At 72.7% G+C, this 21,208-nt stretch carries 18 protein-coding genes; 9 read left to right on the top strand and 9 right to left on the bottom strand.

Translation table 11 applies throughout. The annotated features are described in order from the left end of the window. Positions 1 to 3 precede the first annotated feature (3 nt). The 3 genes from IEY98_RS05350 to purD all read right to left on the bottom strand — a co-directional run bounded on the left by IEY98_RS05350 (position 4) and on the right by purD (position 2,458). The gene (locus IEY98_RS05350) at positions 4 to 606 is read right to left on the bottom strand and encodes a DUF3558 domain-containing protein (protein WP_189209120.1); all 603 of its coding nucleotides are present in this window, start codon (positions 604 to 606) and stop codon (positions 4 to 6) included. Between the two features lie 7 nt (positions 607 to 613). Further along, a complete protein-coding gene (locus IEY98_RS05345; RefSeq protein WP_189209119.1) occupies positions 614 to 1,006 on the bottom strand; it encodes a PE domain-containing protein in 393 nt (130 codons plus the stop codon). 183 nt (positions 1,007 to 1,189) lie between these two features. Beyond that, complete coding sequence (gene purD / locus IEY98_RS05340) at positions 1,190 to 2,458, bottom strand: phosphoribosylamine--glycine ligase (RefSeq protein WP_189209118.1); 1,269 nt, start codon at positions 2,456 to 2,458, stop codon at positions 1,190 to 1,192. A gap of 151 nt (positions 2,459 to 2,609) precedes the next feature. Here purD and IEY98_RS05335 point away from each other — a divergent pair, with 151 nt between their 5' ends. Beyond that, a complete protein-coding gene (locus IEY98_RS05335) occupies positions 2,610 to 3,716 on the top strand; it encodes a glycerophosphodiester phosphodiesterase (RefSeq protein ID WP_189209117.1) in 1,107 nt (368 codons plus the stop codon). Between the two features lie 43 nt (positions 3,717 to 3,759). Here IEY98_RS05335 and IEY98_RS05330 read toward each other — a convergent pair whose 3' ends face one another. Then, positions 3,760 to 5,046 (bottom strand): adenylosuccinate synthase, encoded by a 1,287-nt coding sequence (locus IEY98_RS05330; protein WP_189209116.1) that lies wholly within the window; start codon positions 5,044 to 5,046, stop codon positions 3,760 to 3,762. A 97-nt stretch (positions 5,047 to 5,143) separates the two neighbouring features. Here IEY98_RS05330 and IEY98_RS05325 point away from each other — a divergent pair, with 97 nt between their 5' ends. The 3 genes from IEY98_RS05325 to IEY98_RS05315 all read left to right on the top strand — a co-directional run bounded on the left by IEY98_RS05325 (position 5,144) and on the right by IEY98_RS05315 (position 6,830). Further along, positions 5,144 to 5,806 (top strand): hypothetical protein, encoded by a 663-nt coding sequence (locus tag IEY98_RS05325; protein ID WP_373292324.1) that lies wholly within the window; start codon positions 5,144 to 5,146, stop codon positions 5,804 to 5,806. A 127-nt stretch (positions 5,807 to 5,933) separates the two neighbouring features. Beyond that, entirely contained in the window at positions 5,934 to 6,563 is a 630-nt protein-coding gene (locus tag IEY98_RS05320) for an HNH endonuclease family protein (protein WP_189209115.1), read from the top strand. Between the two features lie 18 nt (positions 6,564 to 6,581). Beyond that, on the top strand, positions 6,582 to 6,830 hold the full coding sequence (locus tag IEY98_RS05315) for a hypothetical protein (protein ID WP_189209114.1): 249 nt from the start codon (positions 6,582 to 6,584) through the stop codon (positions 6,828 to 6,830). On the opposite strand, the gene IEY98_RS05310 is transcribed toward IEY98_RS05315, so the two are convergent. Further along, on the bottom strand, positions 6,811 to 7,476 hold the full coding sequence (locus tag IEY98_RS05310) for a TetR/AcrR family transcriptional regulator (protein ID WP_189209113.1): 666 nt from the start codon (positions 7,474 to 7,476) through the stop codon (positions 6,811 to 6,813). The two genes, IEY98_RS05315 and IEY98_RS05310, sit on opposite strands and share 20 nt — an antisense overlap. An 89-nt stretch (positions 7,477 to 7,565) precedes the next feature. Between IEY98_RS05310 and IEY98_RS05305 the strand changes: the two genes are divergently transcribed. Further along, positions 7,566 to 8,219 carry an SCP2 sterol-binding domain-containing protein gene (locus IEY98_RS05305; RefSeq protein WP_189209112.1) on the top strand — a complete coding sequence of 218 codons (654 nt, stop codon included), beginning with the start codon at positions 7,566 to 7,568 and terminating at the stop codon, positions 8,217 to 8,219. 20 nt (positions 8,220 to 8,239) lie between these two features. After that, positions 8,240 to 8,830 carry an SCP2 sterol-binding domain-containing protein gene (locus tag IEY98_RS05300; protein WP_189209111.1) on the top strand — a complete coding sequence of 197 codons (591 nt, stop codon included), beginning with the start codon at positions 8,240 to 8,242 and terminating at the stop codon, positions 8,828 to 8,830. A gap of 55 nt (positions 8,831 to 8,885) precedes the next feature. On the opposite strand, the gene IEY98_RS05295 is transcribed toward IEY98_RS05300, so the two are convergent. The 3 genes from IEY98_RS05295 to pdhA are packed head-to-tail and all read right to left on the bottom strand — an operon-like array spanning position 8,886 to position 12,467. Continuing rightward, on the bottom strand, positions 8,886 to 10,232 hold the full coding sequence (locus IEY98_RS05295) for a dihydrolipoamide acetyltransferase family protein (RefSeq protein ID WP_189209110.1): 1,347 nt from the start codon (positions 10,230 to 10,232) through the stop codon (positions 8,886 to 8,888). A 7-nt stretch (positions 10,233 to 10,239) separates the two neighbouring features. After that, positions 10,240 to 11,265, bottom strand: a complete 1,026-nt coding sequence (locus IEY98_RS05290; protein ID WP_189209109.1) for an alpha-ketoacid dehydrogenase subunit beta — start codon at positions 11,263 to 11,265, stop codon at positions 10,240 to 10,242. After that, entirely contained in the window at positions 11,265 to 12,467 is a 1,203-nt protein-coding gene (gene pdhA, locus IEY98_RS05285) for a pyruvate dehydrogenase (acetyl-transferring) E1 component subunit alpha (RefSeq protein WP_189209108.1), read from the bottom strand. The genes IEY98_RS05290 and pdhA overlap by 1 nt, the downstream gene beginning before the upstream one ends. Before the next feature lie 429 nt (positions 12,468 to 12,896). Between pdhA and IEY98_RS05280 the strand changes: the two genes are divergently transcribed. Both IEY98_RS05280 and IEY98_RS05275 read left to right on the top strand, forming a co-directional pair. Beyond that, complete coding sequence (locus IEY98_RS05280) at positions 12,897 to 14,306, top strand: M20/M25/M40 family metallo-hydrolase (protein ID WP_373292323.1); 1,410 nt, start codon at positions 12,897 to 12,899, stop codon at positions 14,304 to 14,306. Between the two features lie 2 nt (positions 14,307 to 14,308). Beyond that, complete coding sequence (locus tag IEY98_RS05275; protein ID WP_189209107.1) at positions 14,309 to 17,251, top strand: TIR domain-containing protein; 2,943 nt, start codon at positions 14,309 to 14,311, stop codon at positions 17,249 to 17,251. 1 nt (position 17,252) lies between these two features. Here IEY98_RS05275 and IEY98_RS05270 read toward each other — a convergent pair whose 3' ends face one another. Next, complete coding sequence (locus IEY98_RS05270; RefSeq protein ID WP_189209106.1) at positions 17,253 to 18,323, bottom strand: ADP-ribosylglycohydrolase family protein; 1,071 nt, start codon at positions 18,321 to 18,323, stop codon at positions 17,253 to 17,255. 114 nt (positions 18,324 to 18,437) lie between these two features. Here IEY98_RS05270 and IEY98_RS05265 point away from each other — a divergent pair, with 114 nt between their 5' ends. Then, a complete protein-coding gene (locus tag IEY98_RS05265; RefSeq protein ID WP_189209105.1) occupies positions 18,438 to 21,110 on the top strand; it encodes an MGH1-like glycoside hydrolase domain-containing protein in 2,673 nt (890 codons plus the stop codon). The last annotated feature ends 98 nt before the right edge of the window (positions 21,111 to 21,208 follow it).

The following is a 21,208-nucleotide window of genomic DNA, read 5'->3' as shown; positions in this document are numbered from 1 at the left end:
CCCTCACCCGGCCTGCAGCGTCTTCAGCGCCGCCGCGGCGACCTGATCGGTGGTCTCACAAAGCTTCTCCTGCGCCCAGCCCTCGCCGGGCATGAGCAGGCCGACCTGAAGGTGCTGGCCGTCCGCCACATCCACGGCGGTGTTGCACTCGGCCCCTTCACCACCGGCCAGCCAGTAGTGCGCGGCCCCGAATCCCTCGATGGACGTCTGCTCGGCGGTGACGTTCCGGTCGCCCGCGAGCCACGCCTCTGCGCCTTCACTCGTCACGAGAAGGACGGAGACGTCCAGGTACGGGTCTCCGCCCTCAAGGGTCAGCGCACAGCGCTGCTGCCCCTCGTAGACCTCCCCGCGCGAGACCGTGTCCCGCGCGCGGTCCACTCGGAGCTGTTCGCGCTGGGCGTCGGTGAACAGGTCGCAGGGCTTGGCGATGCCGTCGATCGGCAGGTCCTGCGGACGAGGCGGAAGGTCGACACCCGGCCGGCTCGCCGAGGTCGTCGTCGCCGGGGGCGCCGCACTGGAGCCATCGCCCGGACCCGGGGCAGGCGTGCCCGGCTCGTTGGTGCTGCATCCGGCCGCGACAACGGTGAGCAGGACGATCGCGGCCATGAGGCGCTTAGTCACCAGACTTCCCCAGCGCCGCCTCGATCTCGTCCTCGTTGAAGCCGTACGCGATGGCCGACTCGCGAAGCTGGACCACCAGGTTGTCCAAGCCCTTGATGTAGGCCTTGACCCGCTCGACGTAGCTGCCCTCGTCGTAGACGAGCCGTCGGTTCCACTCCTCCGCGACGAGGCCGCTCACCTGGTCCTGGCCGGGTGGCACGACGCGGAGCAGCTCCGCCGCGTCGACCGTGCGGTCCCGCAGACTGTCCACCTGGTTCTGGATCACCTTGGTGGCCGCGAGGACGTTGTCTCTGTTGACGACGAACTGGCCGGATTTGGCGGTGGCCAGGTTCTGGAGGTCGGCGACGACCGCGCCCGCGATCTTGCCGACATCACCGATGTTCATGCCACGCACCCCCGTACGCATCGTGACGGTGTCGTCTCGGTTCGCAGGCTACCAATGGCGTTGTGGGGCCTACCTGAACTTTGACGAAGTATCGCGGGCGGGGGTTCCGGTGATCTACCCGATGGCCGTGGGGTGATCGATCCGACGACCGGGGCGGTGTCCTAGCCGGGGTCGGGGCGGCGGCTAGCTGACGGCCGGGGTGGTGATCTCGCCGCGTTCGGCGCGGAGGGCTATGTCGGTGCGGTGGTGGGAGCCTGCGAGGTGGACGGCGCCGACCAGGCGGTACGCCTCGGCTCGGGCGGTGGTGAGGGTGTCGCCGATGCCGACCACGGACAGGACGCGGCCGCCCGCGGAGACGATGGCGCCGTCGTCGCGGCGGCGGGTGCCCGCGTGGAGGACGCCGTGGGTCTCCGCGCCCGCGATGACGTCGCCCGTGCGGGGGCGGCCCGGGTAGCCGTCGGCGGCGATCACGACGGTGACGGCGGCGCCGTCGGCCCAGTCCAGGGGTGGGTGGGCGGCGAGGGTTCCGGTGGCGGCGGCCATCAGCAGGCCCGCCATCGGGGTGCGCAGCAGGGCCAGCACGGCCTGCGTCTCCGGGTCGCCGAAGCGGCAGTTGAACTCGATGACCTGGGGGCCGGTCGAGGTCAGCGCCAGGCCCGCGTACAGCAGGCCGGTGAACGCCGCGCCGCGGGCGGCCATCTCGTCCACGACCGGTTTGACGATGTCGCGGACGATCTCGTCGACGAGGCCCTCCGGGGCCCACGGCAGGGGGCTGTAGGCGCCCATGCCGCCGGTGTTCGGACCGTGGTCCCCGTCGCCGACGCGCTTGAAGTCCTGGGCAGGCAGCAGCGGGACGACGGTGCCCTCGGCGTCGACCAGGCAGAACAGGGACACCTCGGGGCCGTCCAGGAAGGACTCGAGCAGCACCGGGTGGCCGTCGTCGAGCAGGGTCATGGCGTGGGCGCGGGCCGCGGCGAGGTCGGTGGTGACGACGACGCCCTTGCCCGCGGCGAGGCCGTCGTCCTTGACCACCCAGGTCGGGCCGAAGCGGGCCAGGGCGGCGTCGAGGCGGGCCGGGTTGTCGACGATCTCGCTGTGCGCGGTCGCCACCCCCGCCGCGGTCATGACGTCCTTGGCGAACGCCTTGGAGCCCTCGATCCGCGCGGCCGCGGCGCCCGGGCCGAAGCAGGCGATCCCGGCGGCGCGCACGACGTCGGCGGCGCCCGCGACCAGCGGCACCTCCGGGCCGATCACGACCAGGTCCGCCGACCAGCGGGTGGCCAGGTCGGCGACGGCGGCCCGGTCGGCGGCGTCGACCGGGAGGGCCTCGGCGAGCGCGGCGGTCCCGGCGTTGCCGGGCGCGCAGGCCAGCGCCGTCACCGCCGGGTCCTGCGAGAGGGCAAGGACGAGGGCATGCTCACGGGCGCCGGAGCCGATTACCAGGACTCGCACGGCACGGGAGCCTAGATGGCCCAGTCGCCGCGTGCCCGCGCGCCCCCGCCGGAGGCGACGGCAGCCAGGCGTTCACCGGGGCGTCAAGCGGCGGTCAATGGGGCGTCGCGGGGGCCGATCAGGGTGGGCGTCTCTACTAGGAGGTTGCGTTATGCGAGCGTTGAGCGCGTTAGTGCTGTCCGCGGTGTCGGTGTTGGGCGTGGTGACGCTCAGCCCGGCGAGCGCGGCGCCCGAGGGGCGGGGGCAGCAGGTCGAGCCGCTGGTCATCGGGCACCGGGGCGCGTCGGGGTACCGGCCGGAGCACACGCTGGCTGCCTACGAGCTGGCCGCGCGGATGGGCGCGGACTTCATCGAGCCCGACCTGGTGTCCACCAAGGACGGTGTGCTGGTCGCCCGGCACGAGCCGGAGATCGGGGGCACCACCGACGTCGCCGAGCGGCCCGAGTTCGCCGACCGCAAGCGGACGAAGGTGCTCGACGGCGTGCGGGTGACCGGCTGGTGGACCGAGGACTTCACCCTGGCTGAGCTGAAGACGCTGCGGGCGGTCGAGCGCATCCCCGAGCTGCGCCAGCAGAACACCGTCTACGACGGCCGCTACGAGGTGCCGACCCTGCAGGAGGTCATCGACCTCGCCCGGCGCCTCTCCCGCGAGCTGCGCCGCGACATCGGCATCTACCCGGAGACGAAGCACCCGACGTACTTCCAGCAGCTCGGCCTGCCGCTGGAGCCGGAGCTGGTGCGCGTGCTCAACCGCAACGGCCTCAACCACCCGAAGGCCAAGGTGTTCGTGCAGTCCTTCGAGGTCGCCAACCTCAAGCAGCTGGACCGGCAGCTGCGCGTCCCGCTGGTCCAGCTCACCAGCGCGTCCGGCCGCCCGTACGACTTCACCGTCTCCGGCGACCCGCGCACCTACCGCGACCTGATGACGCCCGCGGGCCTGCGCGAGGTCGCGACCTACGCCGACGGCCTCGGCCCGGCCAAGGACTCGGTCATCCCGCGCGACGCCGCGGGCAACCTCGGGCAGCCGACCTCGCTGGTCCGCGACGCCCACGCCGTCGGGCTCAAGGTGCACCCGTACACCTTCCGGGCGGAGAACCAGTTCCTCCCGGCGAACCTGCGCTCGTCGACGAACCCGGCCGACTACGGCGACCTCTTCGCCGAGCTGGACGCCTTCTGGCGGGCCGGGGTCGACGGCGTGTTCGCCGACAACCCCGACATCGCCGTGGTCTCCCGCGACGAGGCGTTCGCCCGCCGCTGACGACCGGACGGGCCCGCCGCCGACCGGGGGCGGGCCCGCGCCGTCAGGCCAGCTCGTGCCGCACGATCGTCTGGTCGCGGCCGGGTCCCACGCCGACGGCCGACACCCGGGCCCCGGAGATCCGCTCCAGGTGCTCGACGTAGGCGCGGGCGTTCTCCGGCAGCTCCTCCCAGGTCCGGCAGTGGCTGATGTCCTCGAACCAGCCCGGCAGCGTCTCGTACACCGGGACGGCGTGGTGGACGTCGGTCTGGGTCATCGGCATCTCGTCGACCCGGCGGCCGTCGACCTCGTAGGCCACGCACACCGGCACCTGGTCCAGGCCGGACAGCACGTCCAGCTTGGTCAGGAAGAAGTCGGTGATGCCGTTGACGCGCGCGGCGTAGCGGGCGATCACCGCGTCGAACCAGCCCGTGCGGCGCTGGCGGCCCGTGGTCACGCCGAACTCGCCGCCGACCTTGCGCAGCCGCTCGCCCATCTCGTCGTGCAGCTCGGTCGGGAACGGGCCCGAGCCCACGCGGGTGGTGTAGGCCTTGAGGATGCCGATCACGCTGGTGATCCGGGTCGGGCCCAGTCCCGAGCCTGCGCACGCGCCGCCCGAGGTCGGGTTCGACGAGGTCACGAACGGGTAGGTGCCGTGGTCGACGTCGAGCAGCGTGCCCTGGGAGCCCTCCAGCAGGACGGTCTCGCCGCGGTCGAGCGCCTGGTTGAGCAGCAGCCGGGTGTCGGCGATGCGGTGGGCGAACTTCTCGCCAGCGCCCAGCACCTCGTCGACGACCTGGTCGACGTCGAGGCCCTTGCGGTTGTAGACCTTGACCAGCACCTGGTTCTTGGTGTCGAGCGCGGCCTCGACCTTCTGCCGCAGGATCTTCTCGTCCAGCAGGTCCTGCACGCGCACGCCGACCCGGGCGACCTTGTCCTGGTACGCCGGGCCGATGCCGCGCCCGGTCGTGCCGATCTTGGCCTTGCCCAGGTACCGCTCGGTGACCTTATCGATGGCCACGTGGTACGGCATGATCAGGTGCGCGTCGGCGGAGACCAGCAGGCGGGAGGTGTCCACGCCGCGCTCCTCGAGGCCCGCCAGCTCGCGCAGCAGCACGGCCGGGTCGACCACGACGCCGTTGCCGATGACGCAGGTCACATCGGGGGTGAGGATGCCAGAGGGGATCAGGTGCAGGGCGAACTTCTGCCCGTCGGGCAGCACGACGGTGTGGCCCGCGTTGTTGCCGCCCTGGTAGCGCACGACCCACTGGACCCGGTCGCCGAGCAGGTCGGTCGCCTTGCCCTTGCCCTCGTCGCCCCACTGGGCGCCGATCAGCACGATTGCCGGCATGTGAAACTCCAGGTGTTCGTCAAGTGGAGTGCTGTGACACCCGGACCCGGAACGCTCGGGCGAATGCCGGTGACTCAGCCTAGACCAGGAGACAAGCGTGAGCGCACTCGTGCTGGCCTGCGGAAACGACCGGGTGGCCGACACCACCGACCTGTTCACGGACAGTGACGTCCGTGCAGTGCCTGCACGACCCGACCGGGCGGCCATCGATCCCCTGCTCACCGGGGTCGAGCGGGTGATCGTGCACGGCACGGACGCCGACCTCGCGGCGGTCGCGTTGCGCCTCATGCGCAAGGAGCGGTTGGAAACGGTGTCGGTCGGCTACGTGCCCACTAAGGCGGATTCCGTCGTCCGGGCGCTGTGGGACCTGCCCGCCGACCCGCGCCGCGCGGCCGAGCTGGCGCTGCGCGGCGAGGTCGACCCGGTCCCGCTGGTGCGTGACGACACCGGCGGCGTGCTGGTCGGCCTGGGGGTCCTGCCGCAGATCCGCGGCGTCGTCTACTGCGACGACACGGTTGCCCTGCGCGGCCGGGCCAGCCGCATCGAGGTCAATCCCGCGCGCGGTGCCGGGCTGGAGGTGCGGGTCATCCGCATCGGGCTGCTGGGCAAGCGCGTGCAGACCTTCCACGGGCGCGCGGTGCAGGCGGGCTGCCTGCCGGTCATCCCGCGCAGCGACGGGGTCGACCACCCCAGGGAGGCGGGCCGCTGGACCTGGTACCGGCACACCGCCGATCTCCGGCTGGTCCGCGGACTGCTCTGATCGGTGTGAAAACCACGACGATCTTCCCCTGAGCGTCGTCATCAGGTCACCCTTTGGTGTGAGGCATTCCACCTCGATTCGTCACGGTTGACCCGCTCCACGTGTGTCCCCACTCACGGAGGAAACGATGACGAAGACTCGGGCGCTCCTCGGTTCCCTGCTCTTATCGGCCGCCGTCACCGTCGGGCTCGCGGGCTCGGCGAGCGCGACGCCGCCCAACATCCCCAGCGAGTCCACCGCCCGCGCCGAGCTGTCGGCGCTGCGCGTGGCGAGCGAGGGGTCGATGACCGGCTACTCGCGCGACAAGTTCCCGCACTGGATCACGATCTCGGGCACGTGCAACACCCGCGAGACGGTGCTCAAGCGGGACGGCTCGAACGTGCGCACGGACTCGTCCTGCTACGCGACCTCCGGCAGCTGGTTCAGCCCGTACGACGGCGCCACCTGGTACAACCCGTCCGATGTGGACATCGATCACATCGTGCCGCTGGCCGAGGCGTGGCGCTCCGGCGCGTCCTCGTGGACCACGTCGCGGCGACAGGCCTTCGCCAACGACCTGAGCAACCCGCAGCTCATCGCGGTGACGGACAACGTCAACCAGAGCAAGGGCGACCAGGACCCGAGCACGTGGAAGCCGTCGCGGACCGCGTACTGGTGCACCTACGCGAAGATGTGGGTGCGGACAAAGTACGCCTACAACCTCTCGGTGCAGTCCGCGGAGAAGTCGGCGCTGTCCTCCATGCTGAACTACTGCTGACGGGGCAGGATCGGCGGCATGGCTGACTACTCCACCCCGTTCAGCGCGGGCCCCGGCGTGATGACCGAGGAGGTCGGCGTCGTCACCGGCGACCTGGAACTGCGCACCACCTGCGGCCCGGACAACGTGGTGACCGCGAAGGTCCGCTACGCGGGCGCGGAGGAGTGGTACCGGCTGCGGGGCGGCCAGTGCAAGTTGGCCGACCCTGCCGACCATGCCGCCGTCCACGCCCTGCTGGCGGGCGTGCTCAACCGGCCGTCGGGGTAGCCGGCGTCCAGACGTGGCCGTCGACGAGGTCGCCGAAGCCCATCCAGACCAGGTTCATCAGCCAGCCCGCGACGACCTTGTCCGGCACCTCGGGGTGGTCGAGCCACCAGTCGGCCAGCGACTCGCTCGCGCCGACGAGCGCGGCGGCGAGGGCCTCGGTCGACTTGGTGGCGGCCTCGTCCATGCCCCGGCTGGTCGCCGAGCGCACCAGCAGGGCGTCGACCAGGGCGATGGCCCGGTCGCGCATGGCCAGCAGCTCCTCGCTGAACGGGCCGCCCTGGGAGGTCGCCTGGCGGTGCAGGACGCGCCAGCTCTCCTTCTGCGCGCCGACGAACCGGAAGAACGCGCGCAGGCCGTGCCAGAGCTGCATGTCCGGGGGCAGCTCGGCCTCGACGCCCGCCGCGATCGCCTCGATCAGCATCGACGCCTCGCGGCGGATGCAGGCGGCGAACAGGTCCTCCTTGTGCCCGAGGTAGGCGTAGATCATCGGCTTGGACACGCCCGCGACGTCGGAGATCTCGTCCATCGACGCGTTGTGGTAGCCGTGCTCGGAGAAGACCCGGACGGCGGCGTCGAGGATCTGCCGCTCGCGGACCTCCCGCGGCAGCCGCTTGACCTTCGTCGGACGGCGTTCGTCGACGCTCACGCCGTGCTCCTCCCCTTCGCCGGATTTCAACTTGCCAGTCCAAGCTACCCGCCCGTAGCCTACTCGTGAGTAGGTACAGGGAGGTGGCCATGTCCGAGCCGCAGGGCGCCGAGGTAAAGCTGGACGCCCTCAAGCCGCGTGAACTGGTCGAGCTGCTCGATCGGATGAACCCCGAGGACATCGCCGCACGGAACATCGACGTGGATGCTATCGGGCGGGCGATCGATCCACGGAAGCTGCGCAAAAACGAGCTGTCCGCGCTGCTGTCGGCGATCACCCGGTTGGCCGAGGCGGGCGCGGACGTCGACCTCTCCCGGATGCGGCCGGGCACCTTCGCCCGGATCATCACCCACGCCTCCCGCGAGCAGATCCAGGCCGTCATGGCCGACCCCCGGCTGCGCACCCGCGTCATCGACGAGATCTTCCGGCGCGCGGGCGAGCACGTGCGGCCCGAGCGCGTGCGCGACCTCGACGCGGTCGTGCACTGGCGGCTCACCGACGGCACCGGGGCGGGCGGCTACGACCGCTGGGAGACCGTCTTCGCCGACGCGGCCTGCACGGTCAGCCGCGACATGGCGCACAAGCCGAAGGTCACCATCACCCTGACGCCCGCGGACTTCCTCAAGCTCATCACGCAGAACGCGTCGGCACCCGTGCTGTTCCTCACCGGCAAGCTCAAGGTGCGCGGGGACCTGGCGTTCGCCGCGAGCCTGTCGGGCCTGTTCGACCTGCCGCGCGGCTGAGGGTCTGGTTGTCTTCCCGGATGCGCCGAACCCGCAAGTGGCACCGGCTGGCCCGGCCGCCGGTCGCCGACCTCGACGCCTTCGCCGAGCTGATCGACCCGGCGAGGCTCACCCCGGCGCAGTTCGTCGACCTGGTGTCCGTGTTGGACATGCTGGGCGCCGCGGGCACGGCGGTGCGGCTGAGCGGGCTGCGGACGGAAACCTTCGTCCGATTCCTCGACAAAGCGTCGCGTGAGCAAATCGAGGCGCTGATGGCTCACCCGCACCTGCGTTATGTCGTGTTCGACGAGCTGTTCCAGCGCATGTCCGCGCATCTCGACCGGACCAAGTCGGCCGGGCTGCGCGCCGTCGTGCACTGGCAGTTCCCCGGCGGCCCCCACGACGACGGGATCGACCGGTTCGAGACCCGCATCCGCGAGGGCCGCTGCGTGACCGGCGACGAGCCCACCGCCGACCCCCGGGTCACGCTCACCGTGGACCCGGTCGACTTCCTGCGCGTGATCACGGGCTCGGTGAACGTCCCGATGCTGTTCCTGTCGGGCAAGGTCAAGGTGAAGGGCGACATCGCCTTCGCGGCGACCCTGATCGGGTACTTCGACCTGCCCCGGTGAGACGACGCGGGGGTGGGGACGAGTCGTCCCCACCCCCGCGCGTGTCAGGTAACCGTCAGAAGGTCATCGCCATGCCGGGGTCGGCCAGCAGCGCGCCGACGTCGGCGAGGAACTCCGAGCCCTGCTGGCCGTCGACCAGGCGGTGGTCGAAGCTCAGCGCGAGCTGGCAGACCTTGCGGACCTTGATGTCGCCGTCCACCACCCACGGCATGTCCCGGATCGCGCCGAAGGCGAGGATCGCGGACTCGCCCGGGTTGATGATGGGCGTGCCGGTGTCGACGCCGAAGACGCCGACGTTGGTGATGGTGAAGGTGCCGTTGACCATGTCGCCGGGCGGCGTCTTGCCCTCGCGGGCGGTGGTCGTCAGCTCGTCGAGCGCGACGGCCAGCTCGCGCAGCGACATCCGCTCGGCGTCGCGGACCTTCGGCACGATCAGCCCGCGCGGGGTGGCCGCGGCGATGCCCAGGTGCACGTAGTCCTTGTAGACGATCTCCTGGGCGGCCTCGTCCCAGGCGGCGTTGACCTCCGGGGTCCGCTTGATCGCCATCGTGACCGCGCGGGCGCAGAACGCCAGCGGGGTCAGGCGGACGTCGCGGAACTCGCGGTGGTTCTTCAGCCGGGCCCGCAGCTCCATCATCGGTGTCACGTCGACCGTCAGGAACTCGGTGACGTGCGGTGCGGTGAAGGCGCTGCTGACCATCGCCTGGGCGGTCATCTTGCGGACGCCCTTGATCGGCACCCGGCGCTCGCCGCCGCGGGTAGCGACCGGGGCCGCGGCCTGCTCGGGGGCGGACGCGGCCTGCTGCACGTCCTCCCGGGTGATGACGCCGTCGGCGCCCGTCCCGGTCAGCGAGCGCAGGTCGACGCCGAGGTCCTTGGCCAGCTTGCGGACCGGCGGCTTGGCCAGCGGCACGTACCCGCCGGTGGCGGCGGGCTCGGGCTGGACCGCGGCAGGCGCGGAGCCGTTGGTGCTGGTGAACGCCTGGCCCACCTGCTCCTGCACCGCGGCGGCGGCGGGCTCGGCCGGGACGGCCGGTCCCTTGCGCGCCCGGCGCTTGGCGGTGACCGTCTTGGAGCCGTAGCCGACGAGCGGCTTCATCTCCTCCTCGGCGGGCGCGGCCGCGGCGGGCGCGGGCGCCGGGGCGGCCGCGCCGCCCGGGTCGGTGTCGATGGTCAGGATCGGCGTGCCGACCGTGACCGTGTCGCCGGGCCGCACGTGCAGCTCGGTGACGACGCCCGCCCACGGGCAGGGCAGCTCCACGGCGGCCTTCGCGGTCTCGATCTCCACGATGATCTGGTTGACCGTGACCTCGTCGCCCGGCTGGACGTGCCAGGACAGGATCTCCGCCTCGGTCAGGCCCTCGGCGGTGTCGGGCAGGGGGAAGCTCTTGTACTGCGGCATCAGCGGATCACCAGGCCAGCGAGCGGTCGACGGCGTCGAGCACCCGGTCGAGGTCCGGCAGGAAGTGCTCCTCGAGCTTGGCGGGCGGGTACGGCACGTCGAAGCCGTGCACGCGCAGCACCGGCGCCTCCAGCGAGTAGAAGCACTCCTGCTGCACGCGGGCGGCCAGCTCCGAGCCGATCGACGACTCCGACGGCGACTCGCTCACCACGACCATGCGGCCGGTCTTGCGCACCGACTCGAACACCGGGCCCAGGTCCAGCGGGGACAGCGTGCGCAGGTCGATGACCTCCAGCGAGTGCCCGTCCTCCTCGGCCGCGGTGGCCGCGTCCATGGCGACCTTCACCGACGGGCCGTAGGCGACCAGCGTCGCCGTGGTGCCCGTCCGCACGACGCGGGAGGCGAACAGCGGGTCCGGGGTGGCGGCCGGGTCGATCTCGGCCTTCATCGCCGCGGAGTGGTAGTAGCGCTTGGGCTCGAAGAACAGCACCGGGTCGTCGCAGCGGATGGCCTGCTGGATCATCCAGTAGGCGTCCACGGCGTTGGAGCAGGCGACGACCTTGAGCCCGGCGGTGTGCGCGAAGTAGGACTCCGGCGACTCCGAGTGGTGCTCGACCGCGCCGATGCCGCCGCCGAACGGGATGCGGATGACCATCGGCACCTTCACCCGGCCCTGGGTGCGGGTGTGCAGCTTGGCGACCTGGGAGACGATCTGGTCGAAGCCGGGGAAGACGAACCCGTCGAACTGGATCTCGCAGACCGGGCGGAAGCCGCGCACGGCCAGGCCGACCGCGGCGCCGATGATCCCGGACTCGGCCAGCGGGGTGTCGAGCACGCGGTGCTCGCCGAAGTCCTTCTGCAGGCCGTCGGTGATCCGGAAGACGCCGCCGAGCTTGCCGACGTCCTCGCCCATCACCAGCACCTTGGGGTCGGCCTCCATGGCGGCGCGCAGGCCGAGGTTGAGGGCCTTGCCCATGGTCAGCGACTGCACGGCCGGTGCGGTCTGGGGCTTGTTGATCGCGGGCGCGGCCATCAGTGCTCACCTCCGAAGGCGGACAGGTACGCCAGGAACTCGTCGCGCTGGGCGTCGAGGACCGGGCTGGGCTCGGCGTAGACGTTGTCGAACATCTGCCGCACCGGGGGGTCGGGCATGTTGAAGCAGTATTCGCGCAGCTCGGCGGCCATCTTGTCGGCGTCGGCCTGCACGGAGTCCAGATAGTCCTGGTCGGCCATGCCGTGGCGGACCAGGTGGACGCGGACCCGCTCGATCGGGTCCTTGAGCTTCCACGCCTCCAGCTCGTCGGAGAGCCGGTAGCGGGTCGGGTCGTCGGTGGTGGTGTGGGCGTCCATGCGGTAGGTGAACGCCTCGATCAGCACCGGCCCGTTGCCGTGGCGGCACTCGTCCAGCGCCCAGCGGGAGACCGCCAGCGAGGCGAGCACGTCGTTGCCGTCCACCCGGATGCCGGGGAAGCCGTAGCCGCGCGCCCGCTGGTACAGCGGCAGGCGCGACTGGCGCTCGGTCGGCTCGGAGATCGCCCACTGGTTGTTCTGGCAGAAGAACACCAGCGGCGCGTCGTAGACCGCGGCCCAGACGAAGCCCTCGTGCACGTCGCCCTGGCTGGTCGCGCCGTCGCCGAAGAAGCACATGGTGGCCTCTCCGTCGTCGTCGCCGACCTTGCCCTCGAAGCGCTGGCCCATCGCGTACCCGGCGGCGTTGAGCACCTGGTTGCCGATCACGATGGTGTACGGGTGGAAGCGGTGCGCTACCGAGTCCCAGGTGCCGTTGTCGGTGCCGCGGAAGATGCCCAGCAGCTCCTCTGGCTTGATGCCCCTGCACCACGCGACGCCGTGCTCCCGGTACGAGGGGAACACCATGTCGGTCGGCCGCAGCGCGCGCCCGGCGCCCACCTGCGCGGCCTCCTGGCCCAGCAGCGGCACCCAGATGCCCAGCTGGCCCTGCCGCTGCAGGGCGTTGGACTCGCGGTCCGCCCTGCGCACCAGCACCATGTCGCGGTAGAGCCCGCGCAGGTCCTCGTCGGTGATGTCGGCGACGTAGCGGTCGAATTCGGGATTCTCGACGCGCTCGCCCTCCGGGGTCAGGAGCTGCACCAGCTCCGGCCCGCCTTCGCTGGTCGCACGCAAACCCGCGATCACCTGCTCTGCTGTCGGAGCGGCTGCGGTGGCGGCGGGGCCCTCCCGGGGCTCCGGGTGCGTCCACTGTTCGGCAGAGGACATGTGGTTCTCCTCTAGGTGTCTGGTCCGCACCCCCGCTCGTGACGGGACGGCACGGCCGCGCCGCTGGTCGCCGCCGCCGTTGTCATCGGCCACGGCCCCGTCGACGCTGACGGTTCGTTCCCACATCCTGGCACGGCGCACCCCGATCCGGTGAGTCCGCTCAGCCCGTTCGTTACCAACAACGACCCTCTGACCTGGGAAAACCATTGGACTACCGACGTTAGGGGGTCATAGCGGCGCGCGATCGGCGCAGCGTGGCGGGGCCCGCGCGGACCGGCGGTGATCGAGCCGGTGATCGACAGTGAGCTGCGTCACCGCGGGGGCGAGCCCGCGGCCACGGGCGGGAAGGACGGGGCCGCGGGCTCACCACCGAGCCTGGCCGACGCCGCCTGAGACGATCTCAGCGCCGGAGGTGGCAGGATCGGCGGCGTGGACACCGCAGCCGTGAAGCAGGGCGTGCGCGAGGTGTGGGAGGCAGCGATCCTGCCCAGCCTGCGCGACTTCATCGCCATCCCCGCGCTCTCCCCGACCTTCGACGCCGACTGGGCGGCCAACGGCCACCTCGACGCCGCCGCCGAGCACCTGCGGGCCTGGATCGCCGGCCGCGGCCTGCCCGGCGCGACGCTGGAGGTCGTGCGCCTGCCCGACCGCTCGCCCCTGTTGGTCGTGGACGTGCCCGGCACGGTCGACGCCGGGACCGTCCTGCTCTACGGCCACCTCGACAAGCAGCCGCCGGTCGGCGGCTGGTCGGAGGGCCTCGGGCCGTGGACGCCCGTGCAGCGCGACGAGCGCCTGTACGGCCGGGGCAGCGCCGACGACGGCTACGCCGGGTACGCCGCGACCGCGGCCATCGAGGCCGTGCGCGCCAACGGCGGCGAGCACTCGCGGTGCGTGATCCTGCTGGAGACGGGGGAGGAGTCCGGCAGCCCCGACCTGCCCGCGTACCTGGAGCACCTGGCCGACCGGCTCGGCGAGGTCGCCCTGGTCGTCTGCCTGGACTCCGGCGGGCAGGACTACCAGCGGCTCTGGCTGACCACCTCGCTGCGCGGCCTCATCTCCATCGACGTGACCGCCCGCGTGCTCGACGCGGGCCAGCACTCCGGCCTGGCGGGCGGCGTCGCGCCCAGCTCGTTCCGCGTGCTGCGCGCGCTGCTGGACCGCCTTGAGGACTCCGCGACGGGCGAGCTGCTGATCCCCGAGCTCACCGTCGAGATCCCGGCCGAGCGGGTCGCCGAGGCCAAGGCCACCGCGGAGGCGGCGCCGGGCACGATGCGCGCGACCTTCCCGCTGCACGGCTCGACCCGGCCGATGGCCGACGACGAGCTGGAGCTGATCCTCAACAACAGCTGGCGGCCGACGCTGAGCGTCGTCGGCGCCAGCGGCATGCCCGAGCCCGCGGACGCTGGCAACGTGCTGCGGCCGTTCACCACGCTGTCGCTGAGCTTCCGCCTGCCCCCGACCGCCGACGCCAAGGCCGCGCTGGAGGCGATCCAGAAGGCCCTCACCACCGACGTGCCGAACGACGCGACCATCGAGTTCAGCCGCGTCGACATCGCCAACGGCTGGAACGCCCCTGCGCTGGCCCCCTGGCTGCGCGACGCGCTCGACCGCGCCTCCCACGAGGTCTTCGGCAGCCCGTGGCGCACGGTCGGGCTGGGCGGGTCGATCCCGTTCATGGGCCTGCTGGCCGAGCGCTACCCGGCCGCCCAGTTCGTCATCACCGGGGCGCTGGGACCCGACAGCAACGCCCACGTCCCGGACGAGTGGCTGCACGTCCCGCAGGCCATGCGGGTGACCGAGACCGTCGCGCACGTGCTGGACGCCCAAGCCCGCGCCTGAGGATGCGGCGGCCTGCGGACTACGACGCGTTCCTGTCCTACAGCTACGCGGTCGACCGCCCGCTGGCCGCCGCCGTCCAGCGCGGCCTGCACACGCTGGCCCGGCACTGGTACCAGGCCCGCGCGCTGCGCGTGTTCCGCGACCAGACGAGCCTGTCCGCCAACCCGGACCTGTGGGACTCCATCGAGACCGCGCTGCGCGCGTCCCGCCACTTCATCCTGATGGCCTCGCCGGAGGCCGCCGCGTCGCCGTGGGTGCGGCGAGAGGTGGCGCACTGGCAGGCCGAGGGGACGCGCGAGACGTTCCACATCGTGCTGACCAGCGGGGAGATCGTCTGGGGCGACGGCGACTTCGACTGGGAGCGCACGACCGCGCTGCCGCCGGGCCTGCGCGGCTGGTTCGCCGCGGAGCCGCAGTGGGTCAACCTGGGGTGGGCCCGGGCGGACACCCAGTTGTCCCTGCTCAACGGCCGGTTCCGGGACGAGGTCGCCACGCTGGCCGCCGCCGTCCACGGCCTGCCCAAGGACGTCTTCGACGGCGAGGACGTCCGCAGGCACCGCAGGTCCGTGCGGCTGCGGCGCGCCGCGGTGAGCGGCCTGGCGCTGCTCACCGTGCTCACCACCCTGCTCGGCCTGCTCGCCTGGCGGCAGCAGAACACCACCGAGCGCCAGCGCGACCAGGCCGTCGCCCGCGAGCTCGCCACCCGCGCCGCCGAGCTGGGCGACCGGGACCCCCGGCTCGCCCGCCTGCTGAGCCTGGCCGCCTGGCGGATCGCGCCGCTGCCGGAGACCCGCGCGGGCCTGCTGGCAGCGGCGGGCAGGCCGGGACGCGCCGTGATCGAGAGCCCGGGCGCGACCGCGGTCGCCGTCAGCCCGGACGGGAGGCTGATCGCCGTGGGCGGCGGGTCGGTCCGGCTGTGGGACACCGCGACGCGGCGGCCGGTGGGCGAGCCGTTCGCGGCCGGGGACGTGCGGACGCTCGGGTTCAGCGCCGACGGCGGCAGGCTCGTCGTGGGCAGCGACGAGGTGCGGGTGTACGACGTCGCGACCCGGACCGCCGTCGGCAGCCCGGCGCCTCTCCCCGAGGGGCTGCCCGGGGTGGGGACTCTGCGCACGGTGGCGATCAGCCCGGACGGCGCCACCATCGCCGTCGGCGAGACGTTCGGCGACCTCGGGCTGTGGGACGTCGAGACCGGGACGCGGCTGTTCGCGCCGTTCGAGACCGTACCGCCGCACATCCCCTCGGCGGCGCCGGTGGCGGCGTTCAGCCCCGACGGGAAGACCCTGGCGGCGCTGAACCCGCACGACGGCAAGCTCCGGTTCTGGGACCTGGCGACCGGCCGCCCGCGCGGCGCGCCGGTCGCGGCGTACCCGCGCCAGACGACCGCGCTGGCCTGGCCGTCCCTGGCCTACCGGCCCGACGGCATGCGGATCGCGACCGCAGGCGTCGACGGCGTCGTGCGGGTGTGGGACCCGGCCACGGGCAAATCGGTCGGCGCGCCGCTGACCGGCGGCGGCCGCACCCGGCAGGAGAAGGAGCTGCCGTCGGTCGCCTTCAGCGCGGACGGCGCGCTGCTGGCCGCGGGCAACGCCGACGGCACCGTGTCGCTGTGGCGCGGCGACACGCTGGAGCCGGTGGGCGACCCGCTGGCCGGGCACGGCGGCGTGGTCGGGGCGGTGGCGTTCGGCCCGGGCGGGCTGCTGGTCAGCGCCGGGGCGGACGGCACGGTCCGGCTCTGGGACGTCGACGCGCGGCTGCGCCGGGTCACCCCGCTGCCGGCCGACACCGGCCCGCTGTACTCCGTGGCGTGGTCCCCGGACGGCGCCACGATCGCCGCGGGCGGCCACGGCGCTGCCGGGCTGGGGGCGCGCGGCGCGCCAGTCTCGTGCCGGATCGACGGGTGGGCGCTGTGCCTGGCGCTGGAGGGCCGGTCGGTGATGGTGGGCGGCGGGACCTCGGCCCACCCCTACACCAGGTGGAGCGACCCGGGCGGGCACGACGGGACGCTGCTGCTGTGGGACGCGGCCACCCGGCGGCGGCTGCCCAACCCCGCCGAGGGCAGGTCGGCCATCGCGAACTCGGTGGTCTTCGGCCTCGACGGGCGGGTCGTGTTCGCCACCGGGGTGGGCGCCGACCTCGACACCCGGGGCACGGTGACCCGCTGGAGCGCCGCCCAGCAGGTCCCCATCGGGATCGCGTCGGTCGAGCTGAGCGGGCCCGCGTGGGCGTCCGCGCTGAGCCCCGACGGGCGGCTGCTGGCCGTCGGTGGGGACAACACGGGCACGGCGGACGGGCCGAGGACGGACCCGGTCGTCCTGATCGACCCGGTCGACGGCCGCCGGGTCGCGTCGTTCCCCGAGGCGGGCGCGGTCTACGCGGTCGCGTTCAGCCCCGACGGCCGCACCCTGGCCGCGGCGACCGAGACGGGCGCGGTCGGGCTGTGGGACGTGCGGTCGCGGACCAGGACGGGCGAGCTGGCCGGGCACAGCGGACCGGCCGGGGCCGTGGCCTACGCCCCCGACGGCGCGACGGTCGCGACCGCGGGCGCCGACGGCACGATCCGGCTGTGGGACAGCGAGACCGGGGAGCAGGTGGGCGTGCCCTTGCGCGGGCACGGCGGCACGGTGTTCTCGGTCGCGTTCAGCCCCGACGGGACGCTGCTGGCCAGCGGCGGCGGCGACAACTCGGTGCGGCTGTGGGAGGTGGCGTCCCGCAGGCAGGTCAACGAGCGGTTCTGGGGGCACGCCCTGCCGGTGCGGTCGGTCGCGTTCAGCCCGGACGGCCGGACCCTGGCCAGCGCGGGCCTGGACCGGGCGGTGCGGCTGTGGGACGTCGGCCACACGGTCGACCCCGCCGCGGCCCTCTGCGCCCAGGCGGGCGGGTCGCTCACCGAGGAGGAGTGGGACCAGCACATCCCGGACATCGGTCACCGCCCGGTCTGCTGACTCACCAGGCCGGGTAGCGCTCCTGCCAGGCCGGGTCGACCCGCTCGGCGCGGAAGACGAGCAGGGCGTCGTCGACCAACTGGACCATGACGTCGCGCAGCTCCAGGCCGTCCAGCAGGTGCGCGGGGATGGCCTCGACGCCCAGCGTGACGCCGAGCAGGTTGCCGCAGATGGCCGCGGTGGAGTCGCTGTCGCCGGAGTGCTCGGCGGCCAGCGCCAGGCCGTCGACGAGGTCGTCGGCGTGCAGGGCGGCGCAGACGGCGATGGCCAGCGCCTCCTCGCCGACCCAGCCGCCGCCCAGGGTCTCCAGCGCCTCCGCGCTCGGCCTGCCCTTCTCGGCCAGGACCATGGCGGCGCCGAGCGCGGCGACGGTCTCCTCGTTGCCGTCCCACTCGGCCAGCTCGGCGCGGACCTCGTCGACGGCGGTCGGCAGGGCGACCCCGTCGAGGAGCCTGCGGACCAGGAAGGCGAGCGCGCCCGCGCTGAGGTAGCCGCTGGGGTGGCCGTGGGTCAGCGCGCCGGAGCGGGCGGCCAGCTCGAACACCTCGGCGGCGTCGGCCGACCACAGCGCGATCGGCGCGGCGCGCATGACCGCGCCGCAGCCCTTGGAGTCGTTGATCCGCTTCTCCGGCGATGCCGACGGGACGCCGCCCGCGAAGCCCCGCAGGGACGCGAGCACGGTCGCGCCCGGGGCGCGGCGGCTGTGCAGCTCCGGCTCGGCGACCAGCCAGCCGTCGGGCCGCTCCTCCAGCGCGTAGGTCCCGCCCGCGCGGTGCCAGGGCGTGCCCTGGGTGTGGTACCAGCGCTGGTAGGCGTGCTGGAGCACCGAGATGGGGTGCTCGGCGAGGCCGAGCCCGCGCGCCATCTGGGCGCGGATCATCGCCTCCAGCGTGAACAGCGTCATCTGGGTGTCGTCGGTGACGCGGCCGGTGCCGCCGTAGGCCGTGCCGTACTCGCGCACGCCGTCGGGGAACCGCGACCGGATGTCGGCCAGTCCCATGAACTCCACCGGCCCGCCGAGCGCGTCACCCACCGCGCCCGCCAGCACACATCCCAACCAGGCTTCCCGCACCCGGCCAGCCTAGTGCGCGCGACCGACATCACCCTCCGGCACGGACCGTGCGGAGCGAGTGACGACCCGCCGGGTGTTTACGGGATATCAGCAGGCTCGGTCACACTTGACCGGATGAGCGAGCGCGAACGACTGGAGACGTCCGGGTCCGCGCAGTCGCCGTGGCGGCTGTGGGGGCCGTATCTGGCCGCCCGGCAGTGGGGCACCGTCCGTGAGGATTACTCACCTCATGGCGACGCCTGGGGGTACTTCCCGTTCGAGCAGGCCCGCTCGCGCGCGTACCGCTGGGGCGAGGACGGCATCGCGGGCATCTGCGACCGCCACGGGTTCCTCAACTTCGCCGTCGCGCTGTGGAACGGGCACGACGAGATCCTCAAGGAGCGGTACTTCGGGCTGTCCAACACCGAGGGCAACCACGGCGAGGACGCCAAGGAGTACTGGTGGGTCACCGACGGCACGCCCACCCACTCCTGGATGCGGATGGTCTACCGCTACCCGCAGGCCGCCTACCCCTACGCCGAGCTGCGCGAGATGGCCGCCAGGGCGGGCCGCGACGCGCGCGAGCCCGAGCTGGCCGACACCGGCATCCTCGACGACGACCGCTTCTTCGACGTCCGCGTCACCTACGCCAAGGCCGCCCCGGACGACGTCTGCATCGAGATCGCGGCCACCAACCACGGCCCCGACACCGCCCCGCTGCACCTGGTCCCGCAGCTGTGGTTCCGCAACACCTGGTCGTGGGGCCGCGACGCGCGCAGGCCCGCGCTCATCGCCTCGACCGCAGACGGGTGGTCGCGGGTGCTCGCCGAGCACGCCCTCCTCGGCCGCTACACGCTGCAGTTCGACGGCGCGCCCACGCTCCTGGTCACCGACAACGAGACCGACGAGGCCAACCTCTTCGACCGACCCGTCAACCCCAGCCGCTACACCAAGGCCGGGATCGGCGACCACATAGTCAGCAAGATCTCCGACGCCTGCCAGGTCGTCGCCGACGGCAAGGCATCGCAGCCGGGCACGAAGGCCGCGGGCTGGTACCACTTCCCGGCCGTCGCCCCGGGCGAGACCGTCCGGGTGAAGCTGCGCCTGGTCGCGGGCAGCGGCCACGGCGCGGCGTTCGGCCGCTCGTTCACCGGCGCCATGATGGACCGCGAGCAGGAGGCCGACGACTTCTACGACGAGGTCGCGGGCCACATCGCCGAGCCGGAGCGCACCGTCGTGCGCCGCGCCTACGCGGGTCTGCTGTGGACGAAGCAGCACTACCGGTTCCGCGTGCGCGACTGGCTCGACGGCGACCCGGCCCACCCGCCAGCGCCCGCCGAGCGGCTGCGCGGGCGCAACGCGCACTGGAAGCACGTGGACGTCGCCGACGTGCTGTCCATGCCGGACGAGTGGGAGTACCCCTGGTTCGCCGCGTGGGACCTGGCCTTCCACATGGTCCCGTTCGCCGTCGTCGACCCGGCGTTCGCCAAGGACCAGATCCTGCTGCTGTGCCGGGAGTGGCTGATGCACCCCGACGGGCAGCTGCCCGCGTACGAATGGGCGTTCGGCGACGTCAACCCGCCCGTGCACGCCTGGGCGGCGCTGCAGGTCTACAAGGCCGAGGAGGCCGCGACCGGCAGGGGCGACCGGGTGTTCCTCGCCCGCGTCTTCCACAAGCTGCTGCTCAACTTCTCCTGGTGGGTCAACCGCAAGGACCCCGAGGGCAACTACCTGTTCGAGGGCGGGTTCCTCGGCATGGACAACATCGGCCCGGTCAACCGGTCCGAGCCGCTGCCCGGCGGGTGGCGGCTGGAGCAGTCCGACGCCACGTCGTGGATGGCGACCTACGCCCTGCACCTCATGCAGATGGCCCTCGAACTCGCCCGCGACGACGAGGCCTACGAGGACGTGGCCACCAAGTTCGTCGAGCACTTCCTGTCGATCGCCCAGGCCTCGACCCACTTCGGCTCCGCCGACCGGCCGATCTGGGACGACGAGGACGGCTTCTGCTACGACCTGCTCTCCCGCCACCGCCCGGACGGCGGGGTCGAGGCCCAGCCGGTGCGCGTGCGCTCGATGGTGGGCCTGATCCCGCTGCTGGCCGTCGCGCCGCTGCCCGCGTGGGTGTTCACCGAGCTGCCGCACTTCGCCGAGCGGCTGAACTACCTGCTGCGCCACGCGCCCGCGTTCGGGCAGTTCCTCACCTGGCACACCGACGGCGAGCGCAGCGCGCTGCTGTCGCTGCTGGACGTCCGCAAGCTCCAGCGGGTGCTCAAGCGCATGTTCGACGAGGACGAGTTCCTCGCCCCGCACGGCATCCGCTCGCTGTCCGCGGCCCACCGCGACGGCGTCGACGTGCACATCGACGGCTGGCCGCACCGCATCCAGTACGAGCCGGGCGAGTCCCGCACCCCGATGTTCGGCGGCAACTCCAACTGGCGCGGCCCGATCTGGTTCCCCACCAACGCGCTGCTGGTGCAGGCGCTGCACGTGCTCGACGCGTTCCACGGCAAGGACCTGCAGCTGGAGCTGCCGACCGGGTCGGGGACCAGGGTCACCGCCGGTGACGCCGCCCGGGAGCTGCAGCACCGCCTCGCGGCGCTGTTCCTGCCCGGTCCGGACGGGCGCAGGCCCGCCGACGGCCACCGGATCGAGGCGTCCGACAGCGCGCGGTGGCGCGAGCACGTCACCTTCAGTGAGTACTTCGACGGCGACACCGGCGAGGGCCTCGGCGCCTCTCACCAGACCGGGTGGACCGCCCTGGTCGCCGTACTTATTGCGGGCTGGCCGGGTACCAGCGGGAAATAACCCGGCGCCGTCGGCCGAACGATGGTGATGTGTCCGTAACCAAGGCCGTGCTGTGCTGACCGACCGGCGGGTGGCAGTATCCCCAGCACTCCGGTACC

This window comes from Actinokineospora fastidiosa, from assembly GCF_014648415.1.
GTDB lineage: Bacteria > Actinomycetota > Actinomycetes > Mycobacteriales > Pseudonocardiaceae > Actinokineospora > Actinokineospora fastidiosa.
The sequence above is the reverse complement of the archived record's forward strand: the minus strand, read 5'-3'. Positions and strand labels throughout refer to the sequence as shown.